The 26,121-nt window shown below is 63.3% G+C and carries 26 protein-coding genes; 8 read left to right on the forward strand and 18 right to left on the reverse strand.

Features of this window, described 5'->3' with window-relative positions; all coding sequences use genetic code 11:
* Positions 1-8 precede the first annotated feature (8 nt).
* The 7 genes from VB618_RS14310 to VB618_RS14340 all read right to left on the reverse strand — a co-directional run bounded on the left by VB618_RS14310 (position 9) and on the right by VB618_RS14340 (position 6,032).
* Complete coding sequence (locus tag VB618_RS14310; RefSeq protein WP_329797380.1) at positions 9-506, reverse strand: GAF domain-containing protein; 498 nt, start codon at positions 504-506, stop codon at positions 9-11.
* A 43-nt stretch (positions 507-549) separates the two neighbouring features.
* Positions 550-2,361 (reverse strand): ABC transporter ATP-binding protein, encoded by a 1,812-nt coding sequence (locus VB618_RS14315; protein WP_329797447.1) that lies wholly within the window; start codon positions 2,359-2,361, stop codon positions 550-552.
* A gap of 308 nt (positions 2,362-2,669) precedes the next feature.
* Positions 2,670-3,212, reverse strand: coding sequence for an MOSC domain-containing protein (locus VB618_RS14320; protein ID WP_329797381.1), 543 nt, complete (start codon positions 3,210-3,212; stop codon positions 2,670-2,672).
* A 38-nt stretch (positions 3,213-3,250) separates the two neighbouring features.
* The gene (locus VB618_RS14325) at positions 3,251-3,700 is read right to left on the reverse strand and encodes a DUF488 domain-containing protein (protein ID WP_329797382.1); all 450 of its coding nucleotides are present in this window, start codon (positions 3,698-3,700) and stop codon (positions 3,251-3,253) included.
* A 9-nt stretch (positions 3,701-3,709) separates the two neighbouring features.
* Complete coding sequence (locus VB618_RS14330; protein WP_329797383.1) at positions 3,710-4,285, reverse strand: cyclase dehydrase; 576 nt, start codon at positions 4,283-4,285, stop codon at positions 3,710-3,712.
* Positions 4,286-4,296: 11 nt separating this feature from the next.
* Entirely contained in the window at positions 4,297-5,469 is a 1,173-nt protein-coding gene (locus VB618_RS14335) for a zinc-dependent alcohol dehydrogenase (RefSeq protein WP_329797384.1), read from the reverse strand.
* A 137-nt stretch (positions 5,470-5,606) separates the two neighbouring features.
* Positions 5,607-6,032 (reverse strand): NUDIX hydrolase, encoded by a 426-nt coding sequence (locus tag VB618_RS14340; protein ID WP_329797385.1) that lies wholly within the window; start codon positions 6,030-6,032, stop codon positions 5,607-5,609.
* A gap of 194 nt (positions 6,033-6,226) precedes the next feature.
* On the opposite strand from VB618_RS14340, the gene VB618_RS14345 reads away from it, so the two are divergent.
* The 5 genes from VB618_RS14345 (at position 6,227) to VB618_RS14365 (ending at position 12,488) form a co-directional block, all read left to right on the forward strand.
* Complete coding sequence (locus VB618_RS14345) at positions 6,227-7,021, forward strand: inositol monophosphatase family protein (protein WP_329797386.1); 795 nt, start codon at positions 6,227-6,229, stop codon at positions 7,019-7,021.
* Positions 7,022-7,144: 123 nt separating this feature from the next.
* Positions 7,145-8,191, forward strand: coding sequence for an ABC transporter substrate-binding protein (locus VB618_RS14350; protein ID WP_329797387.1), 1,047 nt, complete (start codon positions 7,145-7,147; stop codon positions 8,189-8,191).
* A 112-nt stretch (positions 8,192-8,303) separates the two neighbouring features.
* Positions 8,304-10,493 carry an ABC transporter permease gene (locus tag VB618_RS14355; protein ID WP_329797388.1) on the forward strand — a complete coding sequence of 730 codons (2,190 nt, stop codon included), beginning with the start codon at positions 8,304-8,306 and terminating at the stop codon, positions 10,491-10,493.
* A gap of 5 nt (positions 10,494-10,498) precedes the next feature.
* Positions 10,499-11,602: an ABC transporter ATP-binding protein gene (locus tag VB618_RS14360; protein ID WP_329797448.1), complete on the forward strand. Its 1,104-nt coding sequence runs from the start codon at positions 10,499-10,501 to the stop codon at positions 11,600-11,602.
* A gap of 226 nt (positions 11,603-11,828) precedes the next feature.
* Complete coding sequence (locus VB618_RS14365; protein WP_329797389.1) at positions 11,829-12,488, forward strand: HAD family hydrolase; 660 nt, start codon at positions 11,829-11,831, stop codon at positions 12,486-12,488.
* 2 nt (positions 12,489-12,490) lie between these two features.
* On the opposite strand, the gene VB618_RS14370 is transcribed toward VB618_RS14365, so the two are convergent.
* Positions 12,491-12,886, reverse strand: coding sequence for a winged helix-turn-helix transcriptional regulator (locus VB618_RS14370; RefSeq protein WP_329797390.1), 396 nt, complete (start codon positions 12,884-12,886; stop codon positions 12,491-12,493).
* Between the two features lie 103 nt (positions 12,887-12,989).
* Between VB618_RS14370 and VB618_RS14375 the strand changes: the two genes are divergently transcribed.
* Positions 12,990-13,586 (forward strand): NADPH-dependent FMN reductase, encoded by a 597-nt coding sequence (locus VB618_RS14375; RefSeq protein WP_329797391.1) that lies wholly within the window; start codon positions 12,990-12,992, stop codon positions 13,584-13,586.
* A 72-nt stretch (positions 13,587-13,658) separates the two neighbouring features.
* On the opposite strand, the gene VB618_RS14380 is transcribed toward VB618_RS14375, so the two are convergent.
* From VB618_RS14380 to VB618_RS14400, 5 genes are all read right to left on the reverse strand, one after another.
* Complete coding sequence (locus tag VB618_RS14380) at positions 13,659-14,822, reverse strand: iron-containing alcohol dehydrogenase (RefSeq protein ID WP_329797392.1); 1,164 nt, start codon at positions 14,820-14,822, stop codon at positions 13,659-13,661.
* 11 nt (positions 14,823-14,833) lie between these two features.
* Positions 14,834-16,225, reverse strand: coding sequence for an aldehyde dehydrogenase family protein (locus VB618_RS14385; protein WP_329797393.1), 1,392 nt, complete (start codon positions 16,223-16,225; stop codon positions 14,834-14,836).
* A 72-nt stretch (positions 16,226-16,297) separates the two neighbouring features.
* Positions 16,298-17,668, reverse strand: a complete 1,371-nt coding sequence (locus VB618_RS14390; protein ID WP_329797394.1) for a glutamine synthetase family protein — start codon at positions 17,666-17,668, stop codon at positions 16,298-16,300.
* 61 nt (positions 17,669-17,729) lie between these two features.
* Positions 17,730-19,265, reverse strand: a complete 1,536-nt coding sequence (locus tag VB618_RS14395) for an amino acid permease (protein ID WP_329797395.1) — start codon at positions 19,263-19,265, stop codon at positions 17,730-17,732.
* A 63-nt stretch (positions 19,266-19,328) separates the two neighbouring features.
* Positions 19,329-20,117, reverse strand: a complete 789-nt coding sequence (locus tag VB618_RS14400) for an N-formylglutamate amidohydrolase (RefSeq protein ID WP_329797396.1) — start codon at positions 20,115-20,117, stop codon at positions 19,329-19,331.
* A 125-nt stretch (positions 20,118-20,242) separates the two neighbouring features.
* On the opposite strand from VB618_RS14400, the gene VB618_RS14405 reads away from it, so the two are divergent.
* Positions 20,243-21,130 (forward strand): MurR/RpiR family transcriptional regulator, encoded by an 888-nt coding sequence (locus VB618_RS14405; RefSeq protein WP_329797397.1) that lies wholly within the window; start codon positions 20,243-20,245, stop codon positions 21,128-21,130.
* Between the two features lie 3 nt (positions 21,131-21,133).
* Here the strand turns inward: VB618_RS14405 and VB618_RS14410 are convergent, their stop codons facing one another.
* From VB618_RS14410 to VB618_RS14430, 5 genes are all read right to left on the reverse strand, one after another.
* On the reverse strand, positions 21,134-22,198 hold the full coding sequence (locus VB618_RS14410) for an AbrB family transcriptional regulator (RefSeq protein WP_329797398.1): 1,065 nt from the start codon (positions 22,196-22,198) through the stop codon (positions 21,134-21,136).
* A 115-nt stretch (positions 22,199-22,313) separates the two neighbouring features.
* On the reverse strand, positions 22,314-23,516 hold the full coding sequence (locus tag VB618_RS14415) for a pyridoxal phosphate-dependent aminotransferase (protein WP_329797399.1): 1,203 nt from the start codon (positions 23,514-23,516) through the stop codon (positions 22,314-22,316).
* A 114-nt stretch (positions 23,517-23,630) separates the two neighbouring features.
* Entirely contained in the window at positions 23,631-24,065 is a 435-nt protein-coding gene (gene mscL, locus VB618_RS14420) for a large conductance mechanosensitive channel protein MscL (protein WP_329797400.1), read from the reverse strand.
* Positions 24,066-24,120: 55 nt separating this feature from the next.
* A complete protein-coding gene (locus tag VB618_RS14425; RefSeq protein ID WP_329797401.1) occupies positions 24,121-24,648 on the reverse strand; it encodes a VOC family protein in 528 nt (175 codons plus the stop codon).
* 11 nt (positions 24,649-24,659) lie between these two features.
* Complete coding sequence (locus tag VB618_RS14430) at positions 24,660-25,094, reverse strand: DoxX family protein (RefSeq protein ID WP_329797402.1); 435 nt, start codon at positions 25,092-25,094, stop codon at positions 24,660-24,662.
* 102 nt (positions 25,095-25,196) lie between these two features.
* On the opposite strand from VB618_RS14430, the gene VB618_RS14435 reads away from it, so the two are divergent.
* The gene (locus tag VB618_RS14435; protein WP_329797403.1) at positions 25,197-26,111 is read left to right on the forward strand and encodes a LysR family transcriptional regulator; all 915 of its coding nucleotides are present in this window, start codon (positions 25,197-25,199) and stop codon (positions 26,109-26,111) included.
* Positions 26,112-26,121 lie beyond the last annotated feature (10 nt).

Consider the following 26,121-nt stretch of genomic DNA (forward strand, 5'->3'; position numbering starts at 1 on the left):
TGGAAGAGCTAGAGCGACATGTCGGTGGCTGCGAGGAAGATCCGCACGAGCGTCTCGCAGCCCTCGCGATCTTCGTCATCGAAGCGGTTCGGATTGGGGCTGTCGAGATCGAGCACGCCCAGCACCCGGCCGTCCTTGATGAGCGGCACGACGAGTTCGGAGCGAGAAGCACTGTCGCAGGCAATGTGACCCGGAAAGGCATGGACATCCGACACCACGATGGGTTCCTGGCGCTCCACCGCCGTGCCGCAGACGCCACGCCCGACCGCGATGCGCACGCAGGCCGTCTTGCCCTGGAACGGCCCGAGCACGAGTTCGCCTCCACGCATGAAGTAGAACCCGGCCCAGTTCAGACTGGGTAGGAACTGATTGATCAGCGCGGACATATTGGCCGCGTTGGCAATCATGTCACGCTCGCCTTCCAGGAGGCCGGTGAGCTGCTGGGCGAGCGAGGCATAAAAGTCCCGCTTGTTGTCGGAGATTGGGATGTCTTTGGCTTCGAACATGCGATTTTCCTTATGAGTCTGCGGGTTCCTTGTCGAGACCAGCTTATTCCGCCGCCATGTCGGGCCGGTGAGCCCTGGCGAAATCCAGCCCTTGGTGGTCGCAGAGGCGGCGATAGAGGCCGCCCTTGCGGTAGAGGCTGTGGTGATCGCCCTCCTCGACGATCCGCCCTTTGTCGAAGACGAGGATGCGGTCGAGGGCGCGCACCGTCGAGAGGCGGTGGGCGATCACGATGGAGGTGCGCCCCACCATGAGCCGCTCCATGGCCTGCTGGATCAGTACCTCCGATTCCGAGTCAAGCGCGGAGGTCGCCTCGTCCAGGATCAGGATCGGCGCGTCGGCGAGAAACGCGCGGGCGATGGCCACCCGCTGGCGCTCGCCGCCCGAGAGCTTCACCCCGCGCTCGCCCACGAGCGTGGAATAGCCCTTCGGCAGGCTCATGATGAACTCGTGCGCATTGGCAAGCTGCGCCGCGCGCTCGATCTCCGCCATGCCGGCGCCGGGCCGTGCATAGGCGATGTTCTCGGCAAGCGTGCGGTGGAACAGGATCGGCTCCTGCTGCACGATGGCGATCTGCGAGCGCAGCGACGCCTGTTGCGCATCCGCGATGCTCTGGCCGTCGATGCGGATCGCGCCATCTGTGACATCGTAGAGCCGCTGGATCAGCTTGACGAGGGTCGTCTTGCCCGATCCGGACGGCCCCACGAGGCCCACGCGCTCGCCGGCGCGAACCGTCAGCGATAGGTTTTGGTAGAGCGGCGTATCGTGCCCGGCATAGTGGAAGGTCACGCGGTCGAACGCGACCTCCCCGCGGTCGATGCGGATGAGCTTCGCACCGGGACGGTCCGGCACGCCGATGCGCTCCCGGTGGATCTCGATGAGTTCCTCCATGTCGTTCACGGAGCGGCGCAGGTTGTTAATGTGCATGCCCACGTCGCGCAGATAGCCATGGATCACGAAATAGGTCGTGAGCACATAAGCGAGATCGCCCGGCGTCGCGCGGTTATCCCACCACAGCCAGATGGCCGTGCCGATGATCGCCGCGCGGATGAAAAGCAGCGCGATGAACTGCAGCGTTCCGCTATTGGTGCCGCGCTGCCAGAGCCGGCTCGTGCGCTTCTGCCACTTGTTCAGCACCCAGGTAAGGCGCGCATCCTCCCTGGTCTCCGCACCGAAGGCCTTCACCACGGGATTGCAGCTCAACGCGTCCGCCAGCGTGCCGCCGACGCGCGTGTCCCAGGCATTTGCCAGCCGCGCAGCGGGAGCGACATAGCGGGTCGAGAGCAGAGCCGTCATCGCGATGTAGGCCAATGCGCTTACGCCAATGACGAGCCCCATCACAGGCCAGCGAAGCCCGAGCACGATCATCGAGCCCGCGAGCACCGTGAGCGACGGCAGGAGCGCGAGCAGGAGCGTGTCGTGCATGAGGTCGAGCGCCCACATGCCGCGGGTAATCTTGCGTACCGTCGAGCCAGCGAAGGAGTTCGCATGCCAGTCGGTGGAAAAGCGCTGCACGCGCGCAAAAGCATCCTGAGCCACACGGCCCATGACGCGCAGGGTCAGCTCCACGATGCCGTAAAACGCAAGATGACGCATGACGATCATGAGCAGGCCGAGCCCGGTCATGAACGCGAACGCCATGAGAGCCGCATGCAAGGCAGCCTCGCGGTTGTCACCACCCGCCGCGATGGCGTCGACGAGCTGGCCGGCGAAGACCGGCATGAACACGTCGGCCAGGGTCGAGACCATCATGGTGACGACGATCAGCACCACGTAGCGCGGCTCCTCGCGCCAATGGCGGAACGTGAATCGTAAGACGTCGCGGGTCGCATCCCCGCCCTTCTTCTGCTGGTTCATAGCAACGAACAGGTGACGCTTAAGTGCGCGCACCTCTCCCGGAATTTTGAGGAGCGACAGCAGGAACGGCGGCTCAGCGCGTTCGAAGTCGCTCGATTGTCATGGATATGGAAAGTATGGTAAGGTTTGCCGGGCCTTGGAGCCCCGCCTGGTCCAACCTAGGATTTCGGGCGGGACGCGGGAGGAACGTTCAGCAAGCACACAAAAGCCATGCAGTCCTCCCTCTCTGGAATAAAAACCTGAATGCAAAGTAGTGCAGTTCGTTCAACTTGGCAACCGCACTTTTGTTTCACCGTTTTCTGACGGATTTACACGACTTCGAGCGACCTGTGTGGCCCCGTCGGCAATTCTACCCGGACGGCATCTCCGGGCCGGACCTCCCCGCCCTCAAGCACGATGCCCATGATTCCGGATTTGCGGATGACGTTGCCCTGCGGGTCCTTGCCCAGCACTGCCTTCATGAGCCCCTTTTGAAACCTGTCGATCTGAACGCAAGGATTGCGTAAGCCGGTCACCTCGATGACCGCGCTCTCGCCAAGACGCAGGCGCACCCCGGTGGGGAGGCTCAGAAGATCGATGCCGCGGGTCGTGACGTTCTCGCCCATCTCACCAGCCGCGACGGTAAAGCCTTGGACCGCGAGTTCGTCGAACAACTCCGCATGAATGAGATGGACCTGCCTCAGGTTCGGCTGAGTGGGATCCTTGGCCACCCGCGAGCGGTGCTTGACCGTGGTGCCGAGATGGGCGTCTCCCTCGACACCGAGGCCTGCCAGAAGGCGGACGGAAACCTGATTGGGCTTGCTGAAGCTGTGGCTCGAACTGAGGCTCACGGCCGTGACGATCGCGTTCATGAATGCCCCACTCCCCTGCGCTTTCCTGCCTTGTAGCGTCAGAGAACCGTGAGATCCACCGTCTCGAAGCCGCGCTCAGCCAATCGTTGCGCCAGCACGGTGCGATGGCAGTTGGCAGGGTCCCGCTCGAAGCACAACAGGCAGATCGGCTGGGCTCCGGCCAGCGCCTCCAGTTCGCGGAAAGCGGCTTGAGCCGGCTCGGTCGCCAGAACCTCGTCGCAATAGATGCGGCGCATGAGATCGCCGTCGCCGGCGCGCGCCGCCTGCCGGCCCTCCTTCGGCGTCCCGAGCTTGATGAAATGTTCATAGCCGATGTCCTGATGCGCCAGGGCATCACGCAGGGCGGATTTCGAGAACCCGCGCTTGCGGGAGAGCGCAACGGCGCGCACGTCGGCCAACGTCGCGACGCCTGCATCCTTCAAGGTGGTGAGGAAGCGGTCCACGTCCGCTCCCTCGTATCCGATGGTAAAAACCTGCGGCTTTGCCATGCCTTTGGATTACATGGACGGCATCGGCCGCTGCGGCACCTGCGGCTGGGTGTAGGGCCGCATGGCCTCGGGCGTGCGGAAGTCCCGCGGCACCTCGAAGTCTTGCGCAGCGCCATGGCTCTGCTCGATCCCGCCTGGATACCCCGTGCGGTCGGAATAATCCTGCATTGGCGGCAACGGATACGCGGTCTCGCGGCTGAGCGTCTGGGCGCAGTAGACGTCGAGCGCCGTCACGCCGGCCACCGCCGCTATGGCGATGCCGACATTGCCCTTCTTCGGGTTCCTGCCCTCAAGCGCCGTCGCCAATGTCGCCAGATCGAGCCCGTCGCCTGCCACGCGGCCCCAGATCCAAGGTGTCGGATCCTTCGAGGCCAGGATGCCGATGCCGGTCGCGATCTCGCGAACGCCATAGCCTGCGATCAGGCCCTCCTGCCCTTTCATGCCGAGCGCCCGCGCCAAGGCGCGCGGTGCGGCGATCTCGGCAATGCCGAGCGCGATGGAGAAGATGCCAAGACCACGGGCCAGGGTGTCGGTGGCCGTGTCGGCATGTCCGCGACGGCGCGTTCTTTCGGTTTCGTAGCGCATGATCTCACCTATCAGGGTTTGAGAACGACCTTGATGCAGCCGTCCTGCTTGTCGCGGAAGATCTTGTACATGTCGGGCCCCTCTTCGAGCCCCACCGTGTGGGTGATGACGAAGGACGGGTCGATCTGCCCCTCCTCAATGCGGCGCAGAAGATCGTCGGTCCAGCGGTTCACATGCGTCTGGCCCGTGCGGATGGTGAGACCCTTGTTCATGATCGCGCCGAACGGGATCTTGTCGAGAAGGCCGCCATAGACGCCGGGCACCGAGAGCGTGCCTGCGGGACGGCAGACATAGGCCATCTCGCGTAAGACATGCGGACGGTCCGTCTCCATCATAGTCGCCTGTTTCACGCGATCATACATGGCATCGACGGTACCGGCGGCATGCGCCTCCATGCCGACGGCATCGATGCACTTCTCAGGCCCCTTGCCATTGGTGAGTTCGTTGAGACGCTCGATCACGCTCTCCTCATCGAAGTTGATGGTGATGGCGCCGCCGGCCTTCGCCATATCGAGACGTTCGGGAACGCGATCGATGGCGATCACCTGCTTGGCGCCGAGCAGGATGGCACTGCGGATCGCCATCTGGCCGACGGGGCCGGCACCCCAGATTGCCACCGTATCGGTTGGCTCGATGTCGCACTGCACCGCGGCCTGCCAACCTGTCGGGAAAATGTCGCTGAGGAAGAGAAGCTGCTCGTCGGACAGCGTGCTGGGAACCTTGATGTGGGTGGCGTCGGCGAAGGGAACGCGCAGATACTCGGCCTGCCCACCTGGATAGCCGCCGGTCAGATGCGTGTAGCCGAAGAGGCCTGCCGTGGTGTGTCCGAAGGCCTTGGCGGCGATGTGGCCGTTGCGATTCGTCCGCTCGCAGACCGAGAAGTTCCCGCGCTTGCACTGGTCGCACTCGCCGCAGATAATGGTGAAGGGGATCACCACCCGGTCTCCGACCTTCAGCTTGCCCTTCGATTCCGCTCCGACCTCGACCACCTCGCCCATGGACTCGTGGCCCATGATGTCGCCGGACTTCATGCCCGGCATGAAATGATCATAGAGATGAAGGTCCGAGCCGCAGATGGCGCAGCTCGTCACCTTGATGATCGCGTCGCGCGGATGCTCGATCTGGGGATCGGGAACAGAATCGCAGCGGATATCGGTGGTGCCATGCCAAACAAGCGCCTTCATCGATGTCTCCCTCACTGTCTGGAAAATGGCCAAGCTTCAACGCTCGACCGCCTTCGTCAGAGGAAATACTTCTTGAAGGGCTTTGCGTTCCCTGGAGGGCTGCAAAAACTGCTGTCTACCCCCTCGGAGCCAGTCGATCAGACATGCTCCGGCAGGCTGCGGATGAGATCGGCGAGAGCTGGCTCCAGCACTTGGTGCGCGGCCTCCTCGACATCGAACCATTGGGCCTGACGCTGGCCCTTCTCGCGCCAAGACTTGAGCTGCTTGGACACCTCGAGCGGATAGACATTCACTTGGCACAGATCGAAATGCGCGGCCCGACGCTTCCAGTAGTCGTAGGAGCCGAGAGGCTTGTTCTTGATCTCGCCTTTGACGCCGGCCTCTTCCTCCGCTTCCTGCGCGGCCGCCTTGTGGGGCTTCTTGCCCTTCATGGGCCAGCCCTTGGGGATCAGCCAGCGCTTGGTCTCGCGTGACGTAACGAGAAGCACCTCGATCCTTCCGTCCCGGATCCGAAAGGGCAATGCAGCAACCTGGCTGAGTTTGTCTTTGGAGGTCTGACTCATTCGACGAGAGTAGGATTCCTATCGGGTAAAAATGTAACGTAGATGATTTAAGCCGGCTAAGAAAGGACTCAGGCGAAACAATATGAGGACATTGTTGCCTTTGAACTCATATCATCGTCCATCCTCTTAAAGCTCCATGACGGGTTCATAACAACAATGGCCCCGCTTTTGATCCGGAAGGACACGCTGCCCCTATGACGACCAACGGTCTGGACATGAGATTTGCCGCCGCCTGCGCCATTGCGCGGGAGGCCGGCGTGCTGGCGCGCAAGCGCTTTCTGGAGCGTCCGCGCTCGCAGCGCCCCGACTTCAAGGGCCCTCAGGACTTTCTCACCGCCACGGATGCGGAGGTGGAGGAGTTGATCCGCACCCGCTTGAGCGTCCTGTTCCCGGAGGATTCGTTCTTCGGCGAGGAAGGCGGCGGCTCCTTCGAGCGCGATGTGTGGGTGGTAGACCCCATCGACGGCACTGCGAACTTCGCCCGCGGCATCCCGCATTTCGCCATCTCGATCGCGTTCGTGCGCGACAGCAGCATTGAGATCGGCGTGATCTATGACGTGATGCATGCGGAGCTCTACACGGCCCAGCGGGGGCGCGGCGCCATCCTCAACGGTGAGCCGATCCGGGTGAGTGGCCTGGCCGACATGAACCAGGCGACCGTGGAGGCCGGCTGGTCCCCGCGCCTGCCGCCCGAGCCCTACATCGCCGCCGTCGACAAGCTGAAAACCGGCGGGGCCAATGTGCGACGCGCCGGCTCAGGAACCCTCGGCTTGGCTTATGTCGCAGATGGGCGCATCGACGCCTATTGCGAGCTCCACATCAACTCCTGGGATGCCCTGGCAGGCCTGCTGATCATCGAGGAGGCAGGCGGCTGGACCAACAATTTCCTGGCCAAGGACGGCCTTCGCAAGGGTAATCCGGTTCTTGCCTGCACGCCGGAACTGGCGCTAGCCCTGACGGCTGCCACCGGAATTTCCAAGGAGCCTTGAGCCGGGCATGTTATTCTAAAGATTCACATTTGAATGATCGGCAAGGCTCTTGACCCGCCGTTGCAATGGGGAGAGCTTAGCCGGCCAATAATAACGATAACTACATCATCACGGGAGGATAGAATGGAACTCAAGAAGACTTTCACTGCGGCGACCATGCTGGCAGGCACCATGACGGCCTTGTCCTTCATGTCCGCCGGAGCAGCCCAGGCCCAAGGCGCTCTGGTCATGTACTGCGCCGTCCAGGAGGAATGGTGCCGCGCCATGACCTCCGCGTTCGAGCGCGAGACCGGGATCAAGGTTTCCATGACCCGCAAGAGCTCCGGCGAGATCTATGCGCAGGTCAAGGCAGAGTCGCAGAACCCACGCGCCGACATCTGGTGGGGCGGCACCGGCGATCCTCATATGCAGGCGGCCGAGGAAGGCCTCACCGAAGCCTACAAGTCGGCCAAGATGAGCGAGTTGCAGGATTGGGCCGTACGCCAGTGGGATCAGTCCAAGCAGCGCACGGTCGGCATCTATTCCGGCGCACTCGGCTTCGGCTTTAACACTGAACAAGCCAAGGCGAACAATATCGGCGAGCCGAAATGCTGGGCCGACCTGCTCAAGGCCGAGTTGAAGGACGAGGTGCAGGTCGCCGACCCGAACTCCTCCGGCACGGCCTATACGCTTCTCGCCACCATCATCCAGATCATGGGCGAGGACAAAGGCTTCGAGTACCTCAAGGCCCTGCATAAGAACGTGAACCAGTACACCAAGTCCGGTGCCGCTCCTGCAAAGGCGACAGCCCTGGGCGAGACTACCGTTGGCATCACCTTCCTGCACGACATGGTGACGATGGTGGTCGACAAGGCCCCGGTGAAGGTCGTGGCTCCCTGCGAGGGCACGGGCTACGAGATCGGCTCCATGTCGATCATCAAGGGCGCCAAGAACATGGACAGCGCCAAGAAGTTCTACGACTGGGCGCTGACCGCCGACGCGCAGAAGCTCGGCGCCGAGGCCAAGTCTTATCAGGTGCCGTCGAACAAGAGCACGCCGATCCCGCCGCAGGCTCCGAAGCTCACCGACATCAAGCTGATCAACTTCGATTTCGCGAAGTACGGATCGTCCGACGAGCGCAAGCGCCTCTTGTCCAAGTGGGACAACGAGGTGAAGAACCTGCCGAAATAGTCGGCTTTCATCGCCTTCGGCGAGGCGGCTCACGTCTCGCCGAAGGCTTAATTTTAGATGCGTTCGAATGACAGGCCGGTCCTCGCACCGGCCGTGAGGCGGGAATCCAAAGATGTCACGGGCAACCCTTGGCTGGATCGTTCTGAGCTGGGTCGGATTTGCCCTCCTGCCCTGGTATGGTTTCGATCGCTCCGCCTCTCCTACCATGGCCGATTACTTCGTCAGCGGATCGGCGCTCCTCCATGGGCTCCGCGGAGCTTGGTGGCTTCTGCCGATCCTCCTGCCCCTTGGCCTAGCCTTGATCCCTGTCGTCCGGCCCTCGGTCCAGCAGAAAGGCACCTGGCTCGTCGCATCAGGATTGCTCGGTCTTGCTCTCATCGTCCTTCAAGGCTTCAGCATCGGCCTCAACGGCTGGACGCTCGACATCCTGAGGAGCCTGTTCGGTGAGCCGGGCCCGAGCCAAGCCGGCATGGGCTATGGCGCAGCCCTCACAGCGGCCGCGTTCCTCATCATTCTCTGCCACGGCCTTGCGGCGCGCGGCTGGTGCCGGGGCGATGCCTTCGTCACCTCATCCATCGGCGCAGTCGTCGCACTCATCATGGTCTTCGTGTTCTTCCCGGTCTCCACGATCCTGGCGAGCGCATTTGCCGATAACAGCGGCAACTTCGCGCCGTCGGAGTTCGTGACCAAATTCATGGACAAGTCGATCTGGGGCCTCGACTGCCTGTCGAGCGACCTGCGCTGCGGCGTGGCGTGGAACACCCTGTTCCTTGGGCTGCTCGTCGCCTTCGGCACCACGGCTCTGGGTCTTGCCTTCGCACTCATCGCAACGCGCACCGATTTTCGTTACAAGAAGCTCCTGCGGGTGATGAGCATCCTGCCCATCATCACGCCGCCTTTCGTGATCGGCCTCGCGTTGATCCTGCTCTTCGGCCGCTCGGGCGCCCTGTCGAACCTTCTCTGGGAATGGTTCGGCGTGCCGCGCTCGCGCTGGATCTACGGCCTTCCCGGCGTGCTTATCGCACAGCTCCTTGCGTTTACGCCCATTGCCTTCCTGGTGCTCATCGGCGTGGTGCAGGGCATCAGCCCGACGCTGGAAGAGGCCTCCCAGACCCTGCGCGCCAAGAGCTGGACGACTTTCTGGATCGTGACGCTGCCGCTCATGCGCCCTGGCCTCGCCAATGCATTCCTGCTCGGCTTCGTCGAGAGCCTTGCCGATTTCGGCAACCCGCTGGTGCTCGCCGGCAATTATGAGGTGCTCTCCACCAAGATCTTCTTCGCAGTCGTGGGCGCGCAACAGGATCAGGGCCGAGCTGCGGTGCTTTCCATCATCCTGCTCGCCTTCACGCTCGGTGCCTTCTGGCTGCAGCACGCTTGGCTCGGCAAGAAGGTTTACACCACGGTGACCGGCAAGGGCGATTCAGGCATTCCGCTGCCGCTGCCGCGACGGGTCGCGCTGGCCTCCTATTTCACGGCCATCCCCTGGGCACTCTTCACGGTTGCCGTCTATGCGATCATCGTCGTGGGGGCTTTCGTCCGTTCGATGGGCCGCGACTACACGCCGACCTTCGAGCACTTCGTCACCGCCTTCCGCGTCGAGCGTGCCGATTGGGGCCTCTATTTCTCTGGGTCGGCCTGGAACTCATTCTTTGCCACGGTGAAGGTGGCGGCCCTGTCGGCGCCGCTCACCGCTGCCATCGGCCTGCTCACCGCCTACCTCCTCACCCGCCAGCGCTTCTCCGGCCAGCGGTCCTTCGAGTTCGGCACGTTGCTGAGCTTCGCCATTCCCGGAACCGTCGTGGGTGTGTCCTACATCCTGGCCTTCAACGTGCCGCCGATTGAAATCACCGGAACGGGCTTCATTCTCGTGATGTGCTTCGTATTCCGCAACATGCCCGTGGGCGTGCGCTCCGGCATCGCCACCTTGAGCCAGATCGACAAGAGCCTCGACGAGGCATCCCTCACTCTGGGGGCCGGCTCGGCCACCACCATGCGCCGCGTGGTGTTGCCGCTGCTGCGGCCGGCCATCGTCGCCTCGCTGGTCTATTCCTTCGTGCGCGCCATGACGGCCGTGAGCGCCGTGATCTTCCTTGTCACCGCCGAGTACAACATGGCGACGACCTATATCGTCGGCCGCGTCGAAGCGGGCGAGTTCGGCCTTGCCATTGCCTATTCCACCGCGCTCATCCTCGTCATGCTGCTTGCCATCGTGGCGATCCAGCTTGTGGTCGGCGAGCGGCGCCTCGGGCGCCGCAGCGCGAGCGCCGCCCCCTCCCCCGTTGTCGTGCAGGCGGTTCCATGAACAAGATGTCCTCCGTCCACTCCATCTCACGCCCCGCCGCGTCCAAGAAGCAGGCGGCTTCCGTGGAATTCCGCAACGTGACGAAGCGCTATGGCACCGTCACGGCCGTGGACAGCGTCTCCTTCACCATCGAGCCCGGCCAGCTCGTGACCCTGCTTGGTCCCTCCGGCTGCGGCAAGACCACAACCCTCCGCATGATCGCAGGACTTGAGATGGCAAGCGAAGGCCAGATCCTGATCGGCGACCGCGACGTGACGAACCTCTCCGCCGCCGACCGGGACGTGAGCATGGTGTTCCAGTCCTATGCACTCTTCCCGCACATGTCAGTGCTGGAGAACGTCGCCTATGGCCCAAGCGTGCAGGGCGTTCCGAAGAAGGACGCCTACGCAATGGCGATGGAGAAGCTCGATATCATCGGCCTGAAAGGTCTCGAGAAGCGCTCACCGTCTGAACTCTCCGGCGGGCAACAGCAGCGTGTGGCGGTGGCCCGCGCCCTCGTGCTGGAGCCGCAGGTCCTGCTCTTCGACGAGCCATTGTCGAACCTCGACGCCAAGCTGCGACGGCGCGTGCGCGAGGACATCCGCGAGCTGCAGCAGAACCTCAATCTTACCGTGGCCTATGTGACGCACGATCAGGAAGAGGCACTTGCGGTCTCCGACCACATCATCGTCATGTCGAACGCCCGCATCGCCCAGACCGGCACGCCGCACGAGCTGTATGAGGAACCGGCGAACCTGTTCGTCGCCGACTTCATAGGTGATGCCAACATCATCACCGGGGATCTCGCGAGCATTGTTGGTCCGATGGCGCAGGTGAGGATCGGCGGCGTGAATCTTCAGCTTCCCCATCGGGGCGCTGGCCAGGGCCCTGTGAAGCTGGCCGCCCGGCCGGATGCCATTTTTCTTGACGAGGCCGTGCAGGCCGGAGCCCTGGCCGGTACTGTGCGCAAGACGTCCTATCTCGGCGCGCAGGTGGAATACGACGTGGAGAGCCCGATTGGAAACCTGTTCGTGGTCCAGTACGGGCGCAAGGAGGCGATCGCGCCCGGAACTCCGGTGTCAATCTCATTCTCGACCCAGCGCGGCGTCGCCATCATTCCGGATGCATAAAGCAGTCAGGACAGCGCCTTCGTCGGAAATGTTGAGGATCCGTGCCACAAGCCTTGCAATGAACGCCTCTTCGGTCGCGGCACTGAAGGTCGCAAACCGGCATGGCGCCGCACTTTGCCCGATCGCAAAATATCTATAGAGCAGGGCTACATTTCCAACGGGGTGCTTTTCTGACCGTAGAGCTTTAACCCCTGCTGGAGTTCTGACCCATTCTAGAGACGACGTGATGCTCAAAGCCTTGATCTTCGATATGGACGGCACCCTGGTGCATAGCGACCCGGTTCACTTGGAGGCCTTTGCCAAGGTCCTGAAGCCAGAGGGCGTGGCCATCACCGAGGAAATCTATCACTCCACGATCATCGGGCGCACCAACGAGGCCATCTTCGCATCGCTCCTACCACACCTGCCTGTAGAGCGGCACGAGGCGTATGCGAACGAGAAAGAGGCCACCTTCCGCCGCATGGCCCAGGATCTCACGCCGCTGGATGGGCTCCTTAACCTGCTTGAATGGGTCGAAGCGCGGGGCATCAGGATCGCCCTCGTCACCAACGCGCCGCGGCTTAATGCCGATCATATGCTGGAGGCGCTGGGGCTGGCGAATCGCTTCGAGGTCGAGATCACCATCGATCAGGTCGAGCGCGGCAAGCCCGATCCCCTGCCCTATCTCACGGCAATCGAGCGACTCGGCATTCGGGCAGATGAAGCCATTGCTTTCGAGGATTCGCCCTCCGGCATGAGGGCGGCCAAGGCAGCGGGGCTGTTCTCCTTCGGCGTCCTGACCGGCCTCAGCGCCGCGGAACTCACCAAAGTCGGCGCCGACAGGACCATCGAGACCTTCCGCGACAGCGCGCTCTGGGAGGTTCTGGAGCGCAGGATCGCGGCTTAACCTCAAGCTGCATCGGGCTGCCGGTCAAGCTCGTCGCCTGCCGCATCGAAGCGTCGCCGGGCGGCCAGAATCTCGTCCCGGTTCTGGATCGCCCATTCCCCCAAGCCGCGTACAGTCTTGAGCAGGGAGCAACCCAGCCCTGTGAGCTGGTAATCCACCCGGGGCGGAATCGTTGGGTAGACGGTGCGCGTAACGAGTCCATCGCGCTCCAGCCCGCGCAACGTCAGGGTCAGCATGCGCTGGGAGATGCCGGTTACAAGACGGCGCAACTCATTGAATCTCTTAGGGCCTTCGCCCATCTGGACCACAACTTGAACGCTCCATTTGTCGCCAACCCGTGACAGGATCTCCGTCACGGTCCGGCAGTCAGTGGGCACATGGATGTGACTGGGTGACATGAAAGTGCCTCCTTGCGGAATGCGTTTTAAGTTACTTAATGAGCCTCGGTAACAAAAGGGAACTTAAGTGTTCTCAGGCCTGATTGCAAACCAAGGAAGTCCCATGAAGCCCAAGCTTCACGTCATCATCGCCAGCACACGTCCCGGCCGGGTCGGCCCAGGCATCGCCCGGTGGTTCTCCGAATACGTGGCCGAGCACGGCAAGTTCGAACCGGTCCTGGTCGATCTCGCGGAGTTCAACCTGCCGCTTTTCGACGAGCCAGAGCACCCCATGAAGCAGAACTACCATCACGCTCATACGAAGGCCTGGGCCGAAAGCGTGTCGGCGGCCGACGCCTTCGTGTTCGTGACGCCCGAGTACAACTACGCTCCGCCGCCGGCCCTGGTGAACGCGTTGAACTACCTGTCCCGCGAATGGAACTACGCTCCTGCCGGCTTCGTGAGCTATGGCGGCATTTCCGGCGGCCTGCGCTCGGTCCAGGTGGCGAAGCAGATCGTCACGACCCTGAAGATGATGCCGATCCCGGAAGGCGTGCCCATGCCGATGGTGTTCCAGAACCTGGACGAGAATGGCAACCTCAAGCCGCAAGACATCTACAAGACATCGGCAGCGACCATGCTCGACGAGCTCCTCCGCTGGACGGAAGCTCTCAAGTCGCTCAGAGCCGAACGTAAGACTACGATGAAAGCGGCTGCTTAAAGCACCAAGACGCCATCAACGAAAAGGCACCGCTGAAGCTATCAGCGGTGCCTTTTCGTTTGGCCTGCTGGATCAAACACGTCCGGCGAGCGCATCCTCGAAGAGCTTGCGCGCGCTCTCCTTGGTAATCGGCACCGGGTTGCCGCCGGCGGTGGGATCATTGAGCGCCATCTCGGACATCTCGTCGAAGCGTGCGCTGTCGACCTTCAACCCTTCCAGTGTGTGCGGCACGCCAAGATCCTTGCGCAGCTGCAGCACCCAGTCGAGGAAGGCCTGGAACGAGGGTTCGAGCCCGATATAGGCGGCGAGCCGCTCGATCCTCTCCTCGATGGCCTTGCGGTTATAGACCAGCACGTAGGGCATGAAGACCGCGTTGGTCAGGCCGTGATGGGTGTCGTAGAGCGCGCCGGTCGGATGCGACAGGGCGTGGATGGCACCAAGCCCCTTCTGGAACGCCGTGGCGCCCATGGCGGCCGCCGACATCAGCTGCGCGCGGGCCTCAATGTCCTTGCCGTCCTTGTAGGCGCGCGGCAGGTATTCCTTCACGAGGCGGATGCCCTCGACCGCAATGCCGTCGGCCAGGGGGTGATAGCCCGGCGCGCAATAGGCTTCGAGACAATGCGCGAGCGCGTCGAGGCCCGTGCCGGTGGTGATATGGGGTGGCATGCCAACCGTCAGCTCTGGGTCGCAGATCACGATCTTCGGCATCATGAGCGGATGGAAGATCACCTTCTTGGTGTGGGTCGCCTCCTGCGTGATCACGCCGGCGCGACCCACCTCCGAGCCAGTGCCCGCGGTCGTCGGCACGGCGATGATCGGCTGGATCCCTGCAGGGTCCGCGCGGGTCCACCAATCGCCGACATCCTCGAATTCCCACATGGGCCGGGTCTGGCCCGCCATGAAGGCGATGACCTTGCCGGCATCGAGCGCCGAGCCGCCGCCGAAGGCGACGACACCGTCGTGCTTGCCGGCCTTCAGGGCTTCCAGGCCCTTGTACACGTTCGTCTCGACTGGGTTCGGCTTGATGTCGGAGAAGATCGCCGCCTTGAGTCCTGCAGACAAAAGCTGGTCGAGCGCCGCCTTCGTCATCGGTTGCGTAGCGAGGAACGGATCCGTGACGATGAGCGGCGCCTGCATGCCCACAGACTTGCACGCCTCGGCGAGTTCCGAGATGCGGCCTGCGCCAAAGCGGATTGCGGTGGGATAGCTCCAGTTGGAACGGGGAGACATGGTCATGATGCTTTCAATCAAATCTGGCGAAGATGGTAGGATTTCGGGCGGGTGAGCAACTCGTAGGCGAGCCGCGACAGGCTCGCGCCGCGGCCGGTATCCTTGACGCCGGTCCAGGCGAGGGCGGGATCGAGATAGTCGCAGCGGTTCATAAACACGGTGCCGGTCTCGAGCTTCTCGCCGATGGCCTCGGCCACATCGACGTCCGAGGTCCAGATTGCGGCAGACAAGCCATAAGGTGAGTCGTTCATGAGGCGGATCGCCTCTTCGTCGCCGCTTACCTTCATGATGCCGACGGTTGGGCCAAAGCTCTCCTCACGCATGACGCTCATGGAGTGATCGACATTGGTAAGCACCTGCGGCGCGAGATAGGCAGTGTTGCCGGTGTCAGCGGCAAAGCGCTTTGTATCGATATGCGCCTTCGCACCCTTCGCCACCGCTTCCGCGTTCTGCCGGCGTACGAGGTCGGCGAAGCGCCGGTGTGCCATAGGTCCGAGCGTCGTCGCCTCATCGAGCGGATTGCCGAGCATATACTTGTTCACGAGATCGACTGCGCCTTCTACGAAGCGGTCGTAATGCTTTTCGTGCACATAGATACGCTCGATGCCGCAGCAGCATTGCCCTGAGTTGAAGAAGGTGCCATCGACGAGATTCTCGATGGCGTGATCGAGATTGGCATCGTCGCGCACATAGGACGGATCCTTGCCGCCGAGCTCGAGACCAAGCGAGGTGAAGGATCCGGCCGCCGCGCGCTCGATGGCACGCCCACTGGAGACGGAGCCGGTGAAGTTGCAGTGATCGACGAGGCCGCCGCTCAAAATGCGGCCTGTCTGGTCGTGGCTGAGATGCATGTTCTGGAACAGGCCATTCGGCAGGCCGGCCCGGTCCATGGCCATCTGGAAGCGCTCGCCTGCCAGCACCGTCTGCGAGGCGTGCTTCAGCAGCACCGCATTACCGGCCATGAGCGCCGGCACGATGGTGTTGATGGCCGTCAGATACGGATAGTTCCAGGGAGCGATGACCAGCACGAGGCCCACAGGCTCGCGCTTGATCATGCGGCGGAAGCCGGGCTTCTCGTCATCGGCCGGGATGGGCTGCAGACTCTTCTCGGCAATCGAGATCATGTAGCGCGCCCGCTCTTCGACGCCGCGGAACTCGCCGCCATAGCGCACGGGCCTGCCCATCTGCTGGGCAATTTCCGGCACCACCTCCTGGTTCATGGCGAGCAGCGCATCGAGAAAGGCCGAGACCCTGCTCGCACGCTCCGCGATAGTGGTGTTGCGCCAGGCCTTCTGCGCCTCACGGGCGGACGTGACCGCCGCATCGATGGCAGCTTCGGACATGATGGGGCGGCGGACAAGCTCGCGTCCGTCGACGGGGGAAATGCAGACGATATCGGTATCGGCCATGGTGTGATGCCTGAACGACCAGGACCCGAGAGGGCCATGGTCTTCTCCTGTGCTTGAGTCTTGAAAAGGCTTTTAGATGATCTCGAAGTAACGGGCGAGCTGCCAATCGGTGATAGCCTTGCGCGCCTCGCGCTCCTCCCATTCGCGGGTTGCAGCGTAATGGTCGACGAAGGTGTCGCCGAAGAGCTGGCGCGCGGGCTGCGAGCCCTTGAGCCGCTCGGCCGCCTCGCCGAGAGAGCGCGGCAGGGCCATCTCCTTCGGGTGCTCGACCGCATAGGCGTTGCCCTGGATGGGCTCGCCCGGATCGATCCGGTTCTCGATGCCCCAGAGGCCGGAGCCGATGGCGGCGGCGAGCGCGATATACGGGTTGATGTCGGCAGCCGCGACCCGATACTCCACCCGCTGCGATTTCTCGGAGCCGGGAATGACCCGAAGTGCTGTGGTGCGGTTCTCCACGCCCCAGGCGGAGTCGGTGGGAGCCCAGAAACCGGGGATCAGCCGCGTGTAGCTGTTCACCGTGCAGGCCACCATGGCGAGGATCTCGGGCATCAGCCTCTGCTGCCCGCCCACGTACCAGCGCATGGTCTCCGACATGCTGTGCTTGCCGTTAGCGTCGTAGAACACGCCTTTGCCGGTGCGCAGATCCCGCAAGGATGAGTGCAGGTGTCCGGACTGGCCCGGCCAGTCTCGCGACCACTTGGCCATAAAGGTGGCCATCCAGCCGCGGCGCTGGGCAAGGATCTTGGTATAGGTCTTGAACAACGCCGCCTTGTCGGCAGCCTTCAAGGCATCGTCGACGCGGATTGCGGCCTCCAGCACGCCGGGGCCGGTCTCCGTATGCAGGCCCTCGATCTCGAAATCCATTGTCTTTCCGAGGTCGAGAAGCTCATGGTAGAAATCCGCATGCACGCCGGAGCGGAGCACCGAATAACCGAAAAATCCAGGCGTGATATTCTTGAGATTGCGATAGCTCTTCTCGCGCACGGAATGCGGCGTTTCCTCGAACAGGAAGAACTCGAACTCGGCCGCAGCCGAGACTGCGAATCCCATGTCCTCGGCTTTCTTGAGCACCCGCCGCAACACGCCGCGCGGGCAGGCCGCCTCCGCATAGCCCTCGAACTCGGCGAGAAAGAACGGCAGGTCGTTCTCGAAAGGAATGAGCCGCATGGATTCGGGAATCACCCGCGCTGTGGCGTCGGGATAGGCCGTATGCCAGCCGGTGAGCGTGGTGTTGTCGTAGAGCTGATCGTTGGAGTCCCAGCCCAACACCACGTCGCAGAAGCCGAACCCTTTTTCGAGAGCTGATTCGAACTTGTCGCGGGCCATGTACTTGCCGCGCATGATGCCGTCGACATCGGTGACGCCGATCTTCACGAAGGGAAGATCGCGACTGCGTACGTATTCCAGCGCGTCGGCGGCGTTCTTGATCTTGGGAGCGTCCATACGAATGACCTTGACCGCAAGTGGAGAAGGGGAGCGCGCGACATGCGCGCTCCCGAAGGATTTAGTAGGACTTGTACTCGCTCTCGCCCTTGGTGACTGCGAACTCCTCCTCCGGGGAGAGGATGAGCTTGTGCCGCCCGATGAGTAGGAAGTAGGCCATCATCACAGCATAATAGACCGCGACGCCGATGACGGCAGTGCGGAAGACCGAGTCGGTGAGCTGGAAGTAGAGCGTCACCGCGGCGGTCACCATGCAGATGATTGCACCTGCGATGCCGAACGGACTCTTGTAGGGCCGGTGCAGGTTCGGGAACTTCCTTTTCAGCACGACATAGGACATGCCCTGCATGAAGTAGGCCAGCATCGCACCCGCCACCGCCATGTTCAGCAGCGTGCCGCCGATGACCGTCGCACCCGCCTCGGCTCCTGCCGAGAACCAGATGATCAGCATCACCAGGAGGCCCAGCAGCGCGCCCGCGATCAGCGCCACATGCGGCGTCTTGCGTTCGCCATGCGTGACCGACAGGAAGCTCGGGAAGTAGCCGGCCCGCGACAGCGAGTAGATCTGCCGCCCAAAGGCGAAGATGATGGTGTGGAAGGAGGCGATGAGGCCGATCACCGCGATCGCCGCCAGGATCTTGGCGATGTCTGTGCCGAACAGGGTGCGGAACCCGTCGAGCAGGGGCTCGCCCGACTTGCCCAGGCCTACCGCGCCCGGCGCAATGCCCGTGTTCAGGAAGAGCACGAGGAACGCCGAGGCGATCAGCGTCAGGATCCCGGCGATGATGCCTTTGGGCATGTCGCGCTGCGGATCGTGCGATTCCTCGGCTGCCAGCGGCAGTTGCTCGATGGCGAGGAACAGCCAGACCGCGAAGGGCAAAGATGCCAGGATGCTGCCGACGCCCAAGGGGAGGAAGGGGCCGTTGCCGCTTGGCAGTTCTGCGCCATCGGGCCCGATGTTCAGAGCCCAGCGCGAGAAGTCGAACTGGCCGGAGAACAGGACCGACAGGTAGAAGGCGGCAAGCACGGCAAGGGCTGCAAGCGTCACGCCCACAGTCACCCTGAACGAGAGCTCGACACCGATGATGTTGAGGCCGACGAACAGCGCGTAGCACAGCACCCAGTAAACGGGCTGGAACGCCGGCGCAGTCTCGAAGATCGCCGAGAGATACGAGCCGATGAAGAATACGATCACCGCCGGCGTGAGCACGAACTCGATGTTCTCGGCAATGCCCGTGATGTAGCCCGCCCACGGCCCCATGGACGTGCGGGCGAAGGAATAGGCGCCGCCCGTATGCGGCAGGGCCGGCGACATCTCGGCGAGCGAGAAGGTGAGGCCCAGATACATGATGGCAATGATGATCGTGGCGAAGAACATCGCCCCGAAGCCATTGGCGAGTCCGAGATTCCAGCCCGAGTAATGGCCCGAAATCACCGCGCCGACGCCGAGCGCCCAGAGCGACCAGACACGCGCGTGGCGCTTGAGGCGCCGGGCTTCGAAATAGTTTTGATCCACCGTGGTGTAGGTGACACCGGGGGCGTTCTGCACCCCGGCTGGCGGGGCGTGAACCCCGGGACTTCCTTGTCCGGCTGACATCGAGTTGATCCTCCAAGAAGTTCTGCGTTTCGGGCCACGGCACGTCCTGCGCCATGCCCGTCATCAGAGCGTCCGTGCCCCCTCCCTCAAAAGCGGCGCCAGACGGTTGGCCCACGACGCCTGTCCGTCTTGTGTGCGGATCAGGTCGTTGCGGATTTCGATCATCAGCGGAGGAAGACCGCGCCGCTCGGCGTGGCGCTCCAGGGTGTGGAACACCCGGTCCGCTGGCGAATAGGGTTCGTTCATGCCCACGTTCAGCGCCGGATCCTGCTTCAGGCCGGCTTCCAGGTGGCGGGCATAGCGCTCGTCGCGGTTGAAGATGAGGCCGACCTGCCAGGGACGCGGCACGTCGCGATAGACGGGCGTGAAGGAATGGATGGACACGACGGCGCCGAGCTGGCCTGCCGCCATCCGCGGATTCGCGAAGGCGTCGACCGCGTCGTGGAACGCATCGTAGACCTCCCGCACACGGGTTGCCCGCTCCTCCGCGTCGAGGTCGAGATTGCCGGGGATCGTCGTGCGCTCGCTCAGGGTCCAGATCGAATCCGGCGCAGACGGCTCGCGGTTGAGGTCGAGCACGAGGCGCGAGACCGTGGCATGGACCAGCGGTGCATCGAGCAGACGCGAGAGTTCCCTTGCTACTCCAAGGGCGCCGGGGTCCCAAGCGATATGACTTTCGAGTTCCTCAGGTCCGAGGCCCAACGCGCTGTATCGGGCGGGCAAGCGATTGGAAGCATGTTCGCAGATGAGCAGGATGGGCGAGCGCCCTTGCAGGTTCTCGATGGCGGCAACCGCCTGCTCTGCCGTTCCGGCAGAGGATTGATCGGCTGTCACCCGACTCGCCTGCGTCATGCGGTTCTCCGTCAACCTGCCCTAAAGCAGGGATTGCCCCCGGTTGAACGCTTGATACGTTTCTTCTTGAATTCTCAGGTTCTGAAATTTCTGATACAGCTTTTGCGAAGCGTCAAGGAGGGGCTGTGAATCAATCCGGTATGCGCGGCAAAGGTCGCCTCCCTCCAGCAGACCCGCCGAGCCTCGCCGAGCGCATCCGGCTCGAGATGGATGCCTTCACGCCCAGCGAGAAGCGGGCCGCCCACCTGCTCCTGAGCCATTATCCCTTCGCCGGCCTCGATACCGTTGCGGAATTTGCTTCCCGCGCCGGCATCTCGGCGCCATCGGTGCTGCGCTTCGTCACCCGGCTCGGCTTCGGCGGCTTCCCTGATTTCCAGAAGCACCTGCGGGAGGAGTTGGAGGCGCAGCTGCTCTCGCCGCTCGCCAAGGCCAGTCCCTCCGACAAGGGCCAAGGCGCTCCAGCCCTTGCCTCCTTTGCGGAATCGGTGATCGGGAACCTGAGGGCAACGGTGGAGAACATCGCCCCGGCCGAGTTCGACGCGGTGGTGGCACTGCTGTCCGATCCGCGCCGGCACATCCATTTCACCGGCGGGCGCTTCACCGGGGCGCTGGCGCGGTATGCGGAGAGCCACTTCCGCATCGTGCGCAGCCATGTGGATTTCATCGAGGGGCAACCGGCCCTGTGGCGAGACCGGATGGTCGAGATCGGCCGGAAGGACGTGATCGTCGCCTTCGACATTCGCCGCTATCAGGAGGATGTCACGGCGCTCTGTGAAACGGCGTCGAGACAAGGGGCAACGGTGGTCCTGCTCACCGATCCCTGGCTGTCCCCTATCGCCCGCGTGGCGCGGCACGTGCTGCCCGCCCACATCGTCGCGCCGTCCAACTGGGATTCCTCGGCAGGCCTGTTGCTCCTGACCGAGGCTCTCGTCGCGTCGGTCACCAAGCGCCTGTGGGACACGGCCAAACCGCGCATGGAGGCGGTGGAGCGCCTGCGGAGCGAGAGATCCTAGAGCCTATTCCGCAGCCGCGGTCTTGTCCCGTTGCAGCCAGCCGATCAGGAACGGCAGCACGAGGCCGATGCCGAGAAATCGCACGAGGTGGTGAATGCCGACATAGAGCGGATCGAGCCCCAGAATGAGGGCGAGCACCGTCATCGCCTCGAGCCCGCCCGGCGCGAAGGCGACGAGCCCATTGGCGAAGCTCACGCCGGCGAGCCACGCAGCAACACACGCAAAGAGCGCAGCCACGATCATGCCAACCGTGAAGGACCCAAGCGCCGACATGAGTGCCCGCTTCAGGGTGGCGCGCTGAACATTGCGAAACCGCTCGGCGATGAAGAGGCCGATCAGCACGAGGCCTCCTGTTGCAATCACCGGAGGAATGACGCCGGTCACGAACTCGGTGCCATGGCTGATGGAACTCACCATTGTTGCGCCGAGCAGGATCGGAGCGGCCACCTTCAGCCTTTTGAAGACAGCTCCCAAGAGCAGCCCACCGAGGAGGAGGAAGGCCATGCCGCCAGGGCTCTCGATGGGGAGGCCTTCGCCGATAAGCGCGCCGGTGTTGCCCCCATCCCCGGTCAGAACAACCAGGCTCGGCAGAAGCGCGATCAGAACGAAGAGGCGAAAGTTCTGTACGATAGCAATGGAGGCGACCTCCGCCTTCCGGTCAGCGGCAACGGCGAGAACGGTGGAGAGCGCGCCGGGCACGGAAGCGAGCACCGCATCGGCGATGCGCCAGCCCGACATCCGCATGAGCCAGATCGTGGATGACGCGGAGATTGCGAACACGCCAATGACCAGCAGGATCAGGCTGCCCGGATAGCGACCTATGGCGGCAATAGCGGCGGGCGTGACCGCTGCGCCCATGGCCGCTCCCGAGATGAGCATCGCGGCATCGGCCAAAGCGCGAGGCATCGGCATGGCGCGACCAGAGAGGCCCCACAGGGTGGCCGCGATGGCGGCACCCGACAACCATGCGGCCGGCACGCCGAGCCAGTGGAACACAAGGCCGCCGAGAGCCGCGATCAGGATCTGGACGAGATGGGCGAGGACGAGACGCATCACGGTTCTGGTCAATGAACGCCCTATCCTCTCCCGTCAAATGCCGATGACGCGCAGAGGCCATGCGATCAGCGCCTGTCGATGCAGGCCAGACGTGTTCAGCGATGTCGGCAGCAAGCGTGGCCGTTTACTAGGTCACGAGCCGCGGCAGGGCCTCGCTGATGCGACGGACCGCCTCTTCCACATCGTCGGGCTTGCGCAGATAGCACAGGCGCAGATACCCCTCGCCTGCCTCTCCGAAGGCCGAGCCCGGCGCCAAGCCCACATTCGCCTCGTCGATGAGGCGGAAGGCGATGTCCTTGGAGCTCTTCGCGCCCTTGATCTTCAGGAAGGCGTAGAAGGCGCCGCTTGGTGGCGGCAGTTCGACGAGACCGGTTTCGGCAAGCCGAGCGACAATCTCCCGACCCTGGCGCGCGCGGACGATCTGCTCGGCCAGGAAGCTCTCGCCCTGCTCGATGGCCGCCACGCCCGCACGCTGGATGAAGGTCGGGGTGCCCGAAGTTTGATACTGAATCAGGTTCTCGATGACCTGCCCCAAGGCAGTCGGGGCCTCCAGCCAGCCGAGGCGCCAACCGGTCATGGCCCAGTTCTTGGAGAAGGTCTGGACGAAGATGATCTTGTCGTCCGACTCCATCACATCCCGGAATGATGGTGTGCGCCCATCGATGGTGAGCGCCGGATCGTGGATGAAGCGGCTGTAGATCTCGTCCGCCACGATCCAGAGTCCGTGACGGCGGGCAAGATCGAGCGCGGCGCGAAGATCGGTGTGGCTCGCCACCCATCCTGTCGGATTCGACGGCGAGTTGATAACGAGCACCCGGGTGCGCGGCGTGATCGCTTTTTCGAGACGCTCGAAGTCGAGATGCCAGCCTTTTTCATCAATCGTCATCGGCACGGGCACAGGACGCGCGCCGGTAATGGTGATGGCACCGGCGAAGTTCGGCCAGGCAGGAGTGGGGATCAGCACCTCGTCGCCATTGCCCGCGAGCATGCGGAAGGCAAGCTGCATGGCCGGCATGCCACCGGATGTGACGAAGAAGCGCTCAGGGTCGAAAGCCTTGCGGTAGACCTGCTCGTGGTAGCGGGCGATCGCCTGGCGCAGTTCGGGAATGCCGCGCTGGTAGGTATAGAACGTCTCGCCCTTCGCGAGCGATTGTGCCGCCACCTCGCAGATGAAGGATGGCGTCGGCAGATCGCCCTCGCCGACCCAGAGCGGAATGATGCCGGGCTTCAACCGACCGTAGCTGAACACGTCGACGATGCCGCTGGTCGGCGCCTGCTCCGCTTCAGGGCGCAGGTTGAGAACGGACGGGATCGACACGGACGCATTCATGGGGGAGTTCCTTGGAAATACGGCGAACAGGGATGGCCCGTTCGGCCCCTCAAGGCAAGTCTCGAATGCGTCACATGACAAAAGGCGAAGAATCCGATCGAAACCGGTGATGGTTCAGAGCGTCTGGCCCGTCTTCATCAGGTCGCGAATTTCCGTCAGCAGCTTCACGTCGGCCGGAAGTTCCGCAGGCTTGTCGGCCGTGCCGGTCTTGGCGTCCTCCTTGCGGCGCAAGCGGTTCATCCCCTTGACCAGCAGGAACAGGATCCAGGCGATGATGGCGAAGTTGATGGCGGCCGTGATGAAGCTGCCCCAGGCCAGCACGGCTCCCTGGTTCTTAGCTTCCTCCAGGGCCGGCGCCGTCACGGCCTCGGACAGGGGCGTGAAGTAGTTCGAGAAGTCGAGGCCACCGGTGATAGCGCCGACGACGGGCATGAAGATATCGCCGACCAACGAATCCACGATCTTGCTGAAGGCGGCACCGATGATGATGCCGATGGCAAGGTCGACCACATTGCCGCGAAGCGCGAACTGCTTGAACTCGTTCCACATGACCGGACCTCCTGTCGCCTGCTCACGCTTCAAGCTGCCCGATCTGGGAATTTGGTCAAGTGCCGCGGCTGGCGAGCAGTTCCTGCAGGTCCAGGCGACGCGTGACCATCTGCAGTTCGCCACCCGGCGTTCTCGGCCACTGGGCGAGCGGCCGGTCGACATAGAGCTCGATGCCGTTGCCGTCGGGATCGCTCAGGTAGAGCGCCTCGCTCACGCCGTGATCGCTCGCTCCCTGCAGCGGAATGCCGGCCTCCGTGAGGCGGTAGAGCGCGTCGGCCAGCGCCGCTCGCGTGGGGTAGAGGATTGCCACATGGTAGAGCCCTGTGGTGCCGGGAGGCGGCGGAGAGCCGCCTTGGCTCTCCCAGGTGTTGAGGCCGATGTGATGATGATAGCCCCCGGCCGACACGAAGGCAGCCTGGGTGCCGTAGCGCTGCATCAGCTCGAAGCCGAGCACACCGCAGTAGAAGGCAAGCGAGCGGTCGAGATCGGCTACCTTGAGGTGGACATGGCCGATGCGGACACCGGGATCGATAGGCCGTGCCGCCGGCTGTCCGGTGGCGTCATGGGAAGCGGTTTTCAACATTGCTTTGTCCTTCAGGCCGAACGTGTGGACAACGTGGGAGCAGCCTTCATCGATCCGGTCCGCACCGCAAGAGCGCCGTCGCCCAGCAGCGCCTGAGCCACGAGAGCAGCGATCCAGAACGCGAGATACTCCCAGCCGCCGTTCGGGTTGTTGAAGAAGAAGCCGGCAGGCCCATGCACGAACACGATCGCGCCGAGCAGGATCGGAATCAGGGCCAGCGACACCCAGCGGGTGAAGAAGCCGAGGATGAGGGCGATGCCACCGGCCGCTTCGGCCGCGATGGTCAGATAGGCCAGAGCCGGAGGCAGACCGAGACTGCCGAAGAACTGAGCGGCGCCGGCGGGCGTGAATACGAAAACCTTGAGACCGGCGTGAGCCAGGAACAGGACCCCGAGGGTGATGCGAAGGATCAGGGCGGCATAGGGAGCGGTACGGGTATCGATCATCGAAATATCTCCAGAGTGAAGCCTTCATATGATCTCAAACCAGAAATATGATAATCCCTCCTGTTGAATATCAGCTCACACCAGGGGGGGTGAGATCGTCCCATGCTCGACCGTGTCACCAGCATGCAGGTCTTTGCTCGCGTCGCAGCTCTCGGCAGCTTCTCCGCGGCCGCGCGGGCGCTCAACCTTTCGCAGACCATGGTGACGAAGCATGTGGCCGCTCTCGAGGAGAGGCTCGGGGTCAAACTGCTGCACCGCTCCACCCGCAAGCTGGTGCTGACCGAGGGCGGGCGCAACTATCTCGCAGCCTGCGAGCGCATCCTGGCCGAGATCGAGGAGGCAGAAGCGTCCGCCAGCCTCGAACGGATCGAGCCAATAGGAACCCTGCGGCTCAATGTGCCCCTCACCTTCGGGTTTCGGCACATCGCTCCCGCCTTGCCGGAATTCAACCGCCTCCATCCGGCCGTCTCCTTCGATCTCGGTCTCGCCGACCGCTATGTCGACCTGATCGAGGAAGGGTGGGACCTGGCCATCCGGATCGGGCAGCTGAAGGATTCGAGCCTCGTCGCTCGGCGCCTTGCCCCCTGCCGCACCGTCGTTTGCGCCGCTCCCTCTTACCTGAAGGAGCGCGGCACTCCGGAGACCCTCGACGATCTGGCTCAACACAATTGCCTTGGCTACACCCTGCCGAGTGCTATCGGGGCAAATCGCTGGACCTTTGGCATGGACGGCGAGATCGTCGTGCCGGTGCAGGGCAACCTGCGGGCCAATAACGGCGATGCGCTGCTGGCTGCGGCCGTTGCCGGACAGGGGCTGATCTACCAGCCCACCTTCATCGTGGGCGATTGCCTGCGTGACGGCAGCCTCGTGCCGGTGCTTGGCCGCTACCCGACCTATCAGCCCGGCATCCATGCCGTCCTCCCCTCCGGTCGCCAAGCCCCGGCCAAGGTGCGCGCCTTCATAGAGTTCCTAGCCAGACGCTTCGCACCGGAGCCGATATGGGACCAGGGCCTGTGAGCGGCTGGCG

This window comes from Microvirga sp. CF3062 (assembly GCF_036314045.1).
In the GTDB taxonomy this organism is placed as follows: Bacteria; Pseudomonadota; Alphaproteobacteria; order Rhizobiales; family Beijerinckiaceae; genus Microvirga.

What these genes read in the sequence shown, in the direction of transcription:
- VB618_RS14320 (WP_329797381.1), bottom strand. Translation starts at nt 3,212, where the DNA reads ATGAACGCGATCGTCACGGCCGTGAGCCTCAGTTCGAGCCACAGCTTC.
- VB618_RS14355 (WP_329797388.1), top strand. Translation starts at nt 8,304, where the DNA reads ATGTCACGGGCAACCCTTGGCTGGATCGTTCTGAGCTGGGTCGGATTT.
- VB618_RS14360 (WP_329797448.1), top strand. Translation starts at nt 10,499, where the DNA reads ATGTCCTCCGTCCACTCCATCTCACGCCCCGCCGCGTCCAAGAAGCAG.
- VB618_RS14350 (WP_329797387.1), top strand. Translation starts at nt 7,145, where the DNA reads ATGGAACTCAAGAAGACTTTCACTGCGGCGACCATGCTGGCAGGCACC.
- VB618_RS14380 (WP_329797392.1), bottom strand. Translation starts at nt 14,822, where the DNA reads ATGACCATGTCTCCCCGTTCCAACTGGAGCTATCCCACCGCAATCCGC.
- VB618_RS14375 (WP_329797391.1), top strand. Translation starts at nt 12,990, where the DNA reads ATGAAGCCCAAGCTTCACGTCATCATCGCCAGCACACGTCCCGGCCGG.
- VB618_RS14310 (WP_329797380.1), bottom strand. Translation starts at nt 506, where the DNA reads ATGTTCGAAGCCAAAGACATCCCAATCTCCGACAACAAGCGGGACTTT.
- VB618_RS14335 (WP_329797384.1), bottom strand. Translation starts at nt 5,469, where the DNA reads ATGAAGGCGCTTGTTTGGCATGGCACCACCGATATCCGCTGCGATTCT.
- mscL (WP_329797400.1), bottom strand. Translation starts at nt 24,065, where the DNA reads ATGTGGAACGAGTTCAAGCAGTTCGCGCTTCGCGGCAATGTGGTCGAC.
- VB618_RS14395 (WP_329797395.1), bottom strand. Translation starts at nt 19,265, where the DNA reads ATGTCAGCCGGACAAGGAAGTCCCGGGGTTCACGCCCCGCCAGCCGGG.
- VB618_RS14430 (WP_329797402.1), bottom strand. Translation starts at nt 25,094, where the DNA reads ATGATCGATACCCGTACCGCTCCCTATGCCGCCCTGATCCTTCGCATC.
- VB618_RS14330 (WP_329797383.1), bottom strand. Translation starts at nt 4,285, where the DNA reads ATGCGCTACGAAACCGAAAGAACGCGCCGTCGCGGACATGCCGACACG.
- VB618_RS14415 (WP_329797399.1), bottom strand. Translation starts at nt 23,516, where the DNA reads ATGAATGCGTCCGTGTCGATCCCGTCCGTTCTCAACCTGCGCCCTGAA.
- VB618_RS14390 (WP_329797394.1), bottom strand. Translation starts at nt 17,668, where the DNA reads ATGGACGCTCCCAAGATCAAGAACGCCGCCGACGCGCTGGAATACGTA.
- VB618_RS14400 (WP_329797396.1), bottom strand. Translation starts at nt 20,117, where the DNA reads ATGACGCAGGCGAGTCGGGTGACAGCCGATCAATCCTCTGCCGGAACG.
- VB618_RS14370 (WP_329797390.1), bottom strand. Translation starts at nt 12,886, where the DNA reads ATGTCACCCAGTCACATCCATGTGCCCACTGACTGCCGGACCGTGACG.
- VB618_RS14425 (WP_329797401.1), bottom strand. Translation starts at nt 24,648, where the DNA reads ATGTTGAAAACCGCTTCCCATGACGCCACCGGACAGCCGGCGGCACGG.
- VB618_RS14325 (WP_329797382.1), bottom strand. Translation starts at nt 3,700, where the DNA reads ATGGCAAAGCCGCAGGTTTTTACCATCGGATACGAGGGAGCGGACGTG.
- VB618_RS14435 (WP_329797403.1), top strand. Translation starts at nt 25,197, where the DNA reads ATGCTCGACCGTGTCACCAGCATGCAGGTCTTTGCTCGCGTCGCAGCT.
- VB618_RS14340 (WP_329797385.1), bottom strand. Translation starts at nt 6,032, where the DNA reads ATGAGTCAGACCTCCAAAGACAAACTCAGCCAGGTTGCTGCATTGCCC.
- VB618_RS14315 (WP_329797447.1), bottom strand. Translation starts at nt 2,361, where the DNA reads ATGAACCAGCAGAAGAAGGGCGGGGATGCGACCCGCGACGTCTTACGA.
- VB618_RS14385 (WP_329797393.1), bottom strand. Translation starts at nt 16,225, where the DNA reads ATGGCCGATACCGATATCGTCTGCATTTCCCCCGTCGACGGACGCGAG.
- VB618_RS14365 (WP_329797389.1), top strand. Translation starts at nt 11,829, where the DNA reads ATGCTCAAAGCCTTGATCTTCGATATGGACGGCACCCTGGTGCATAGC.
- VB618_RS14345 (WP_329797386.1), top strand. Translation starts at nt 6,227, where the DNA reads ATGACGACCAACGGTCTGGACATGAGATTTGCCGCCGCCTGCGCCATT.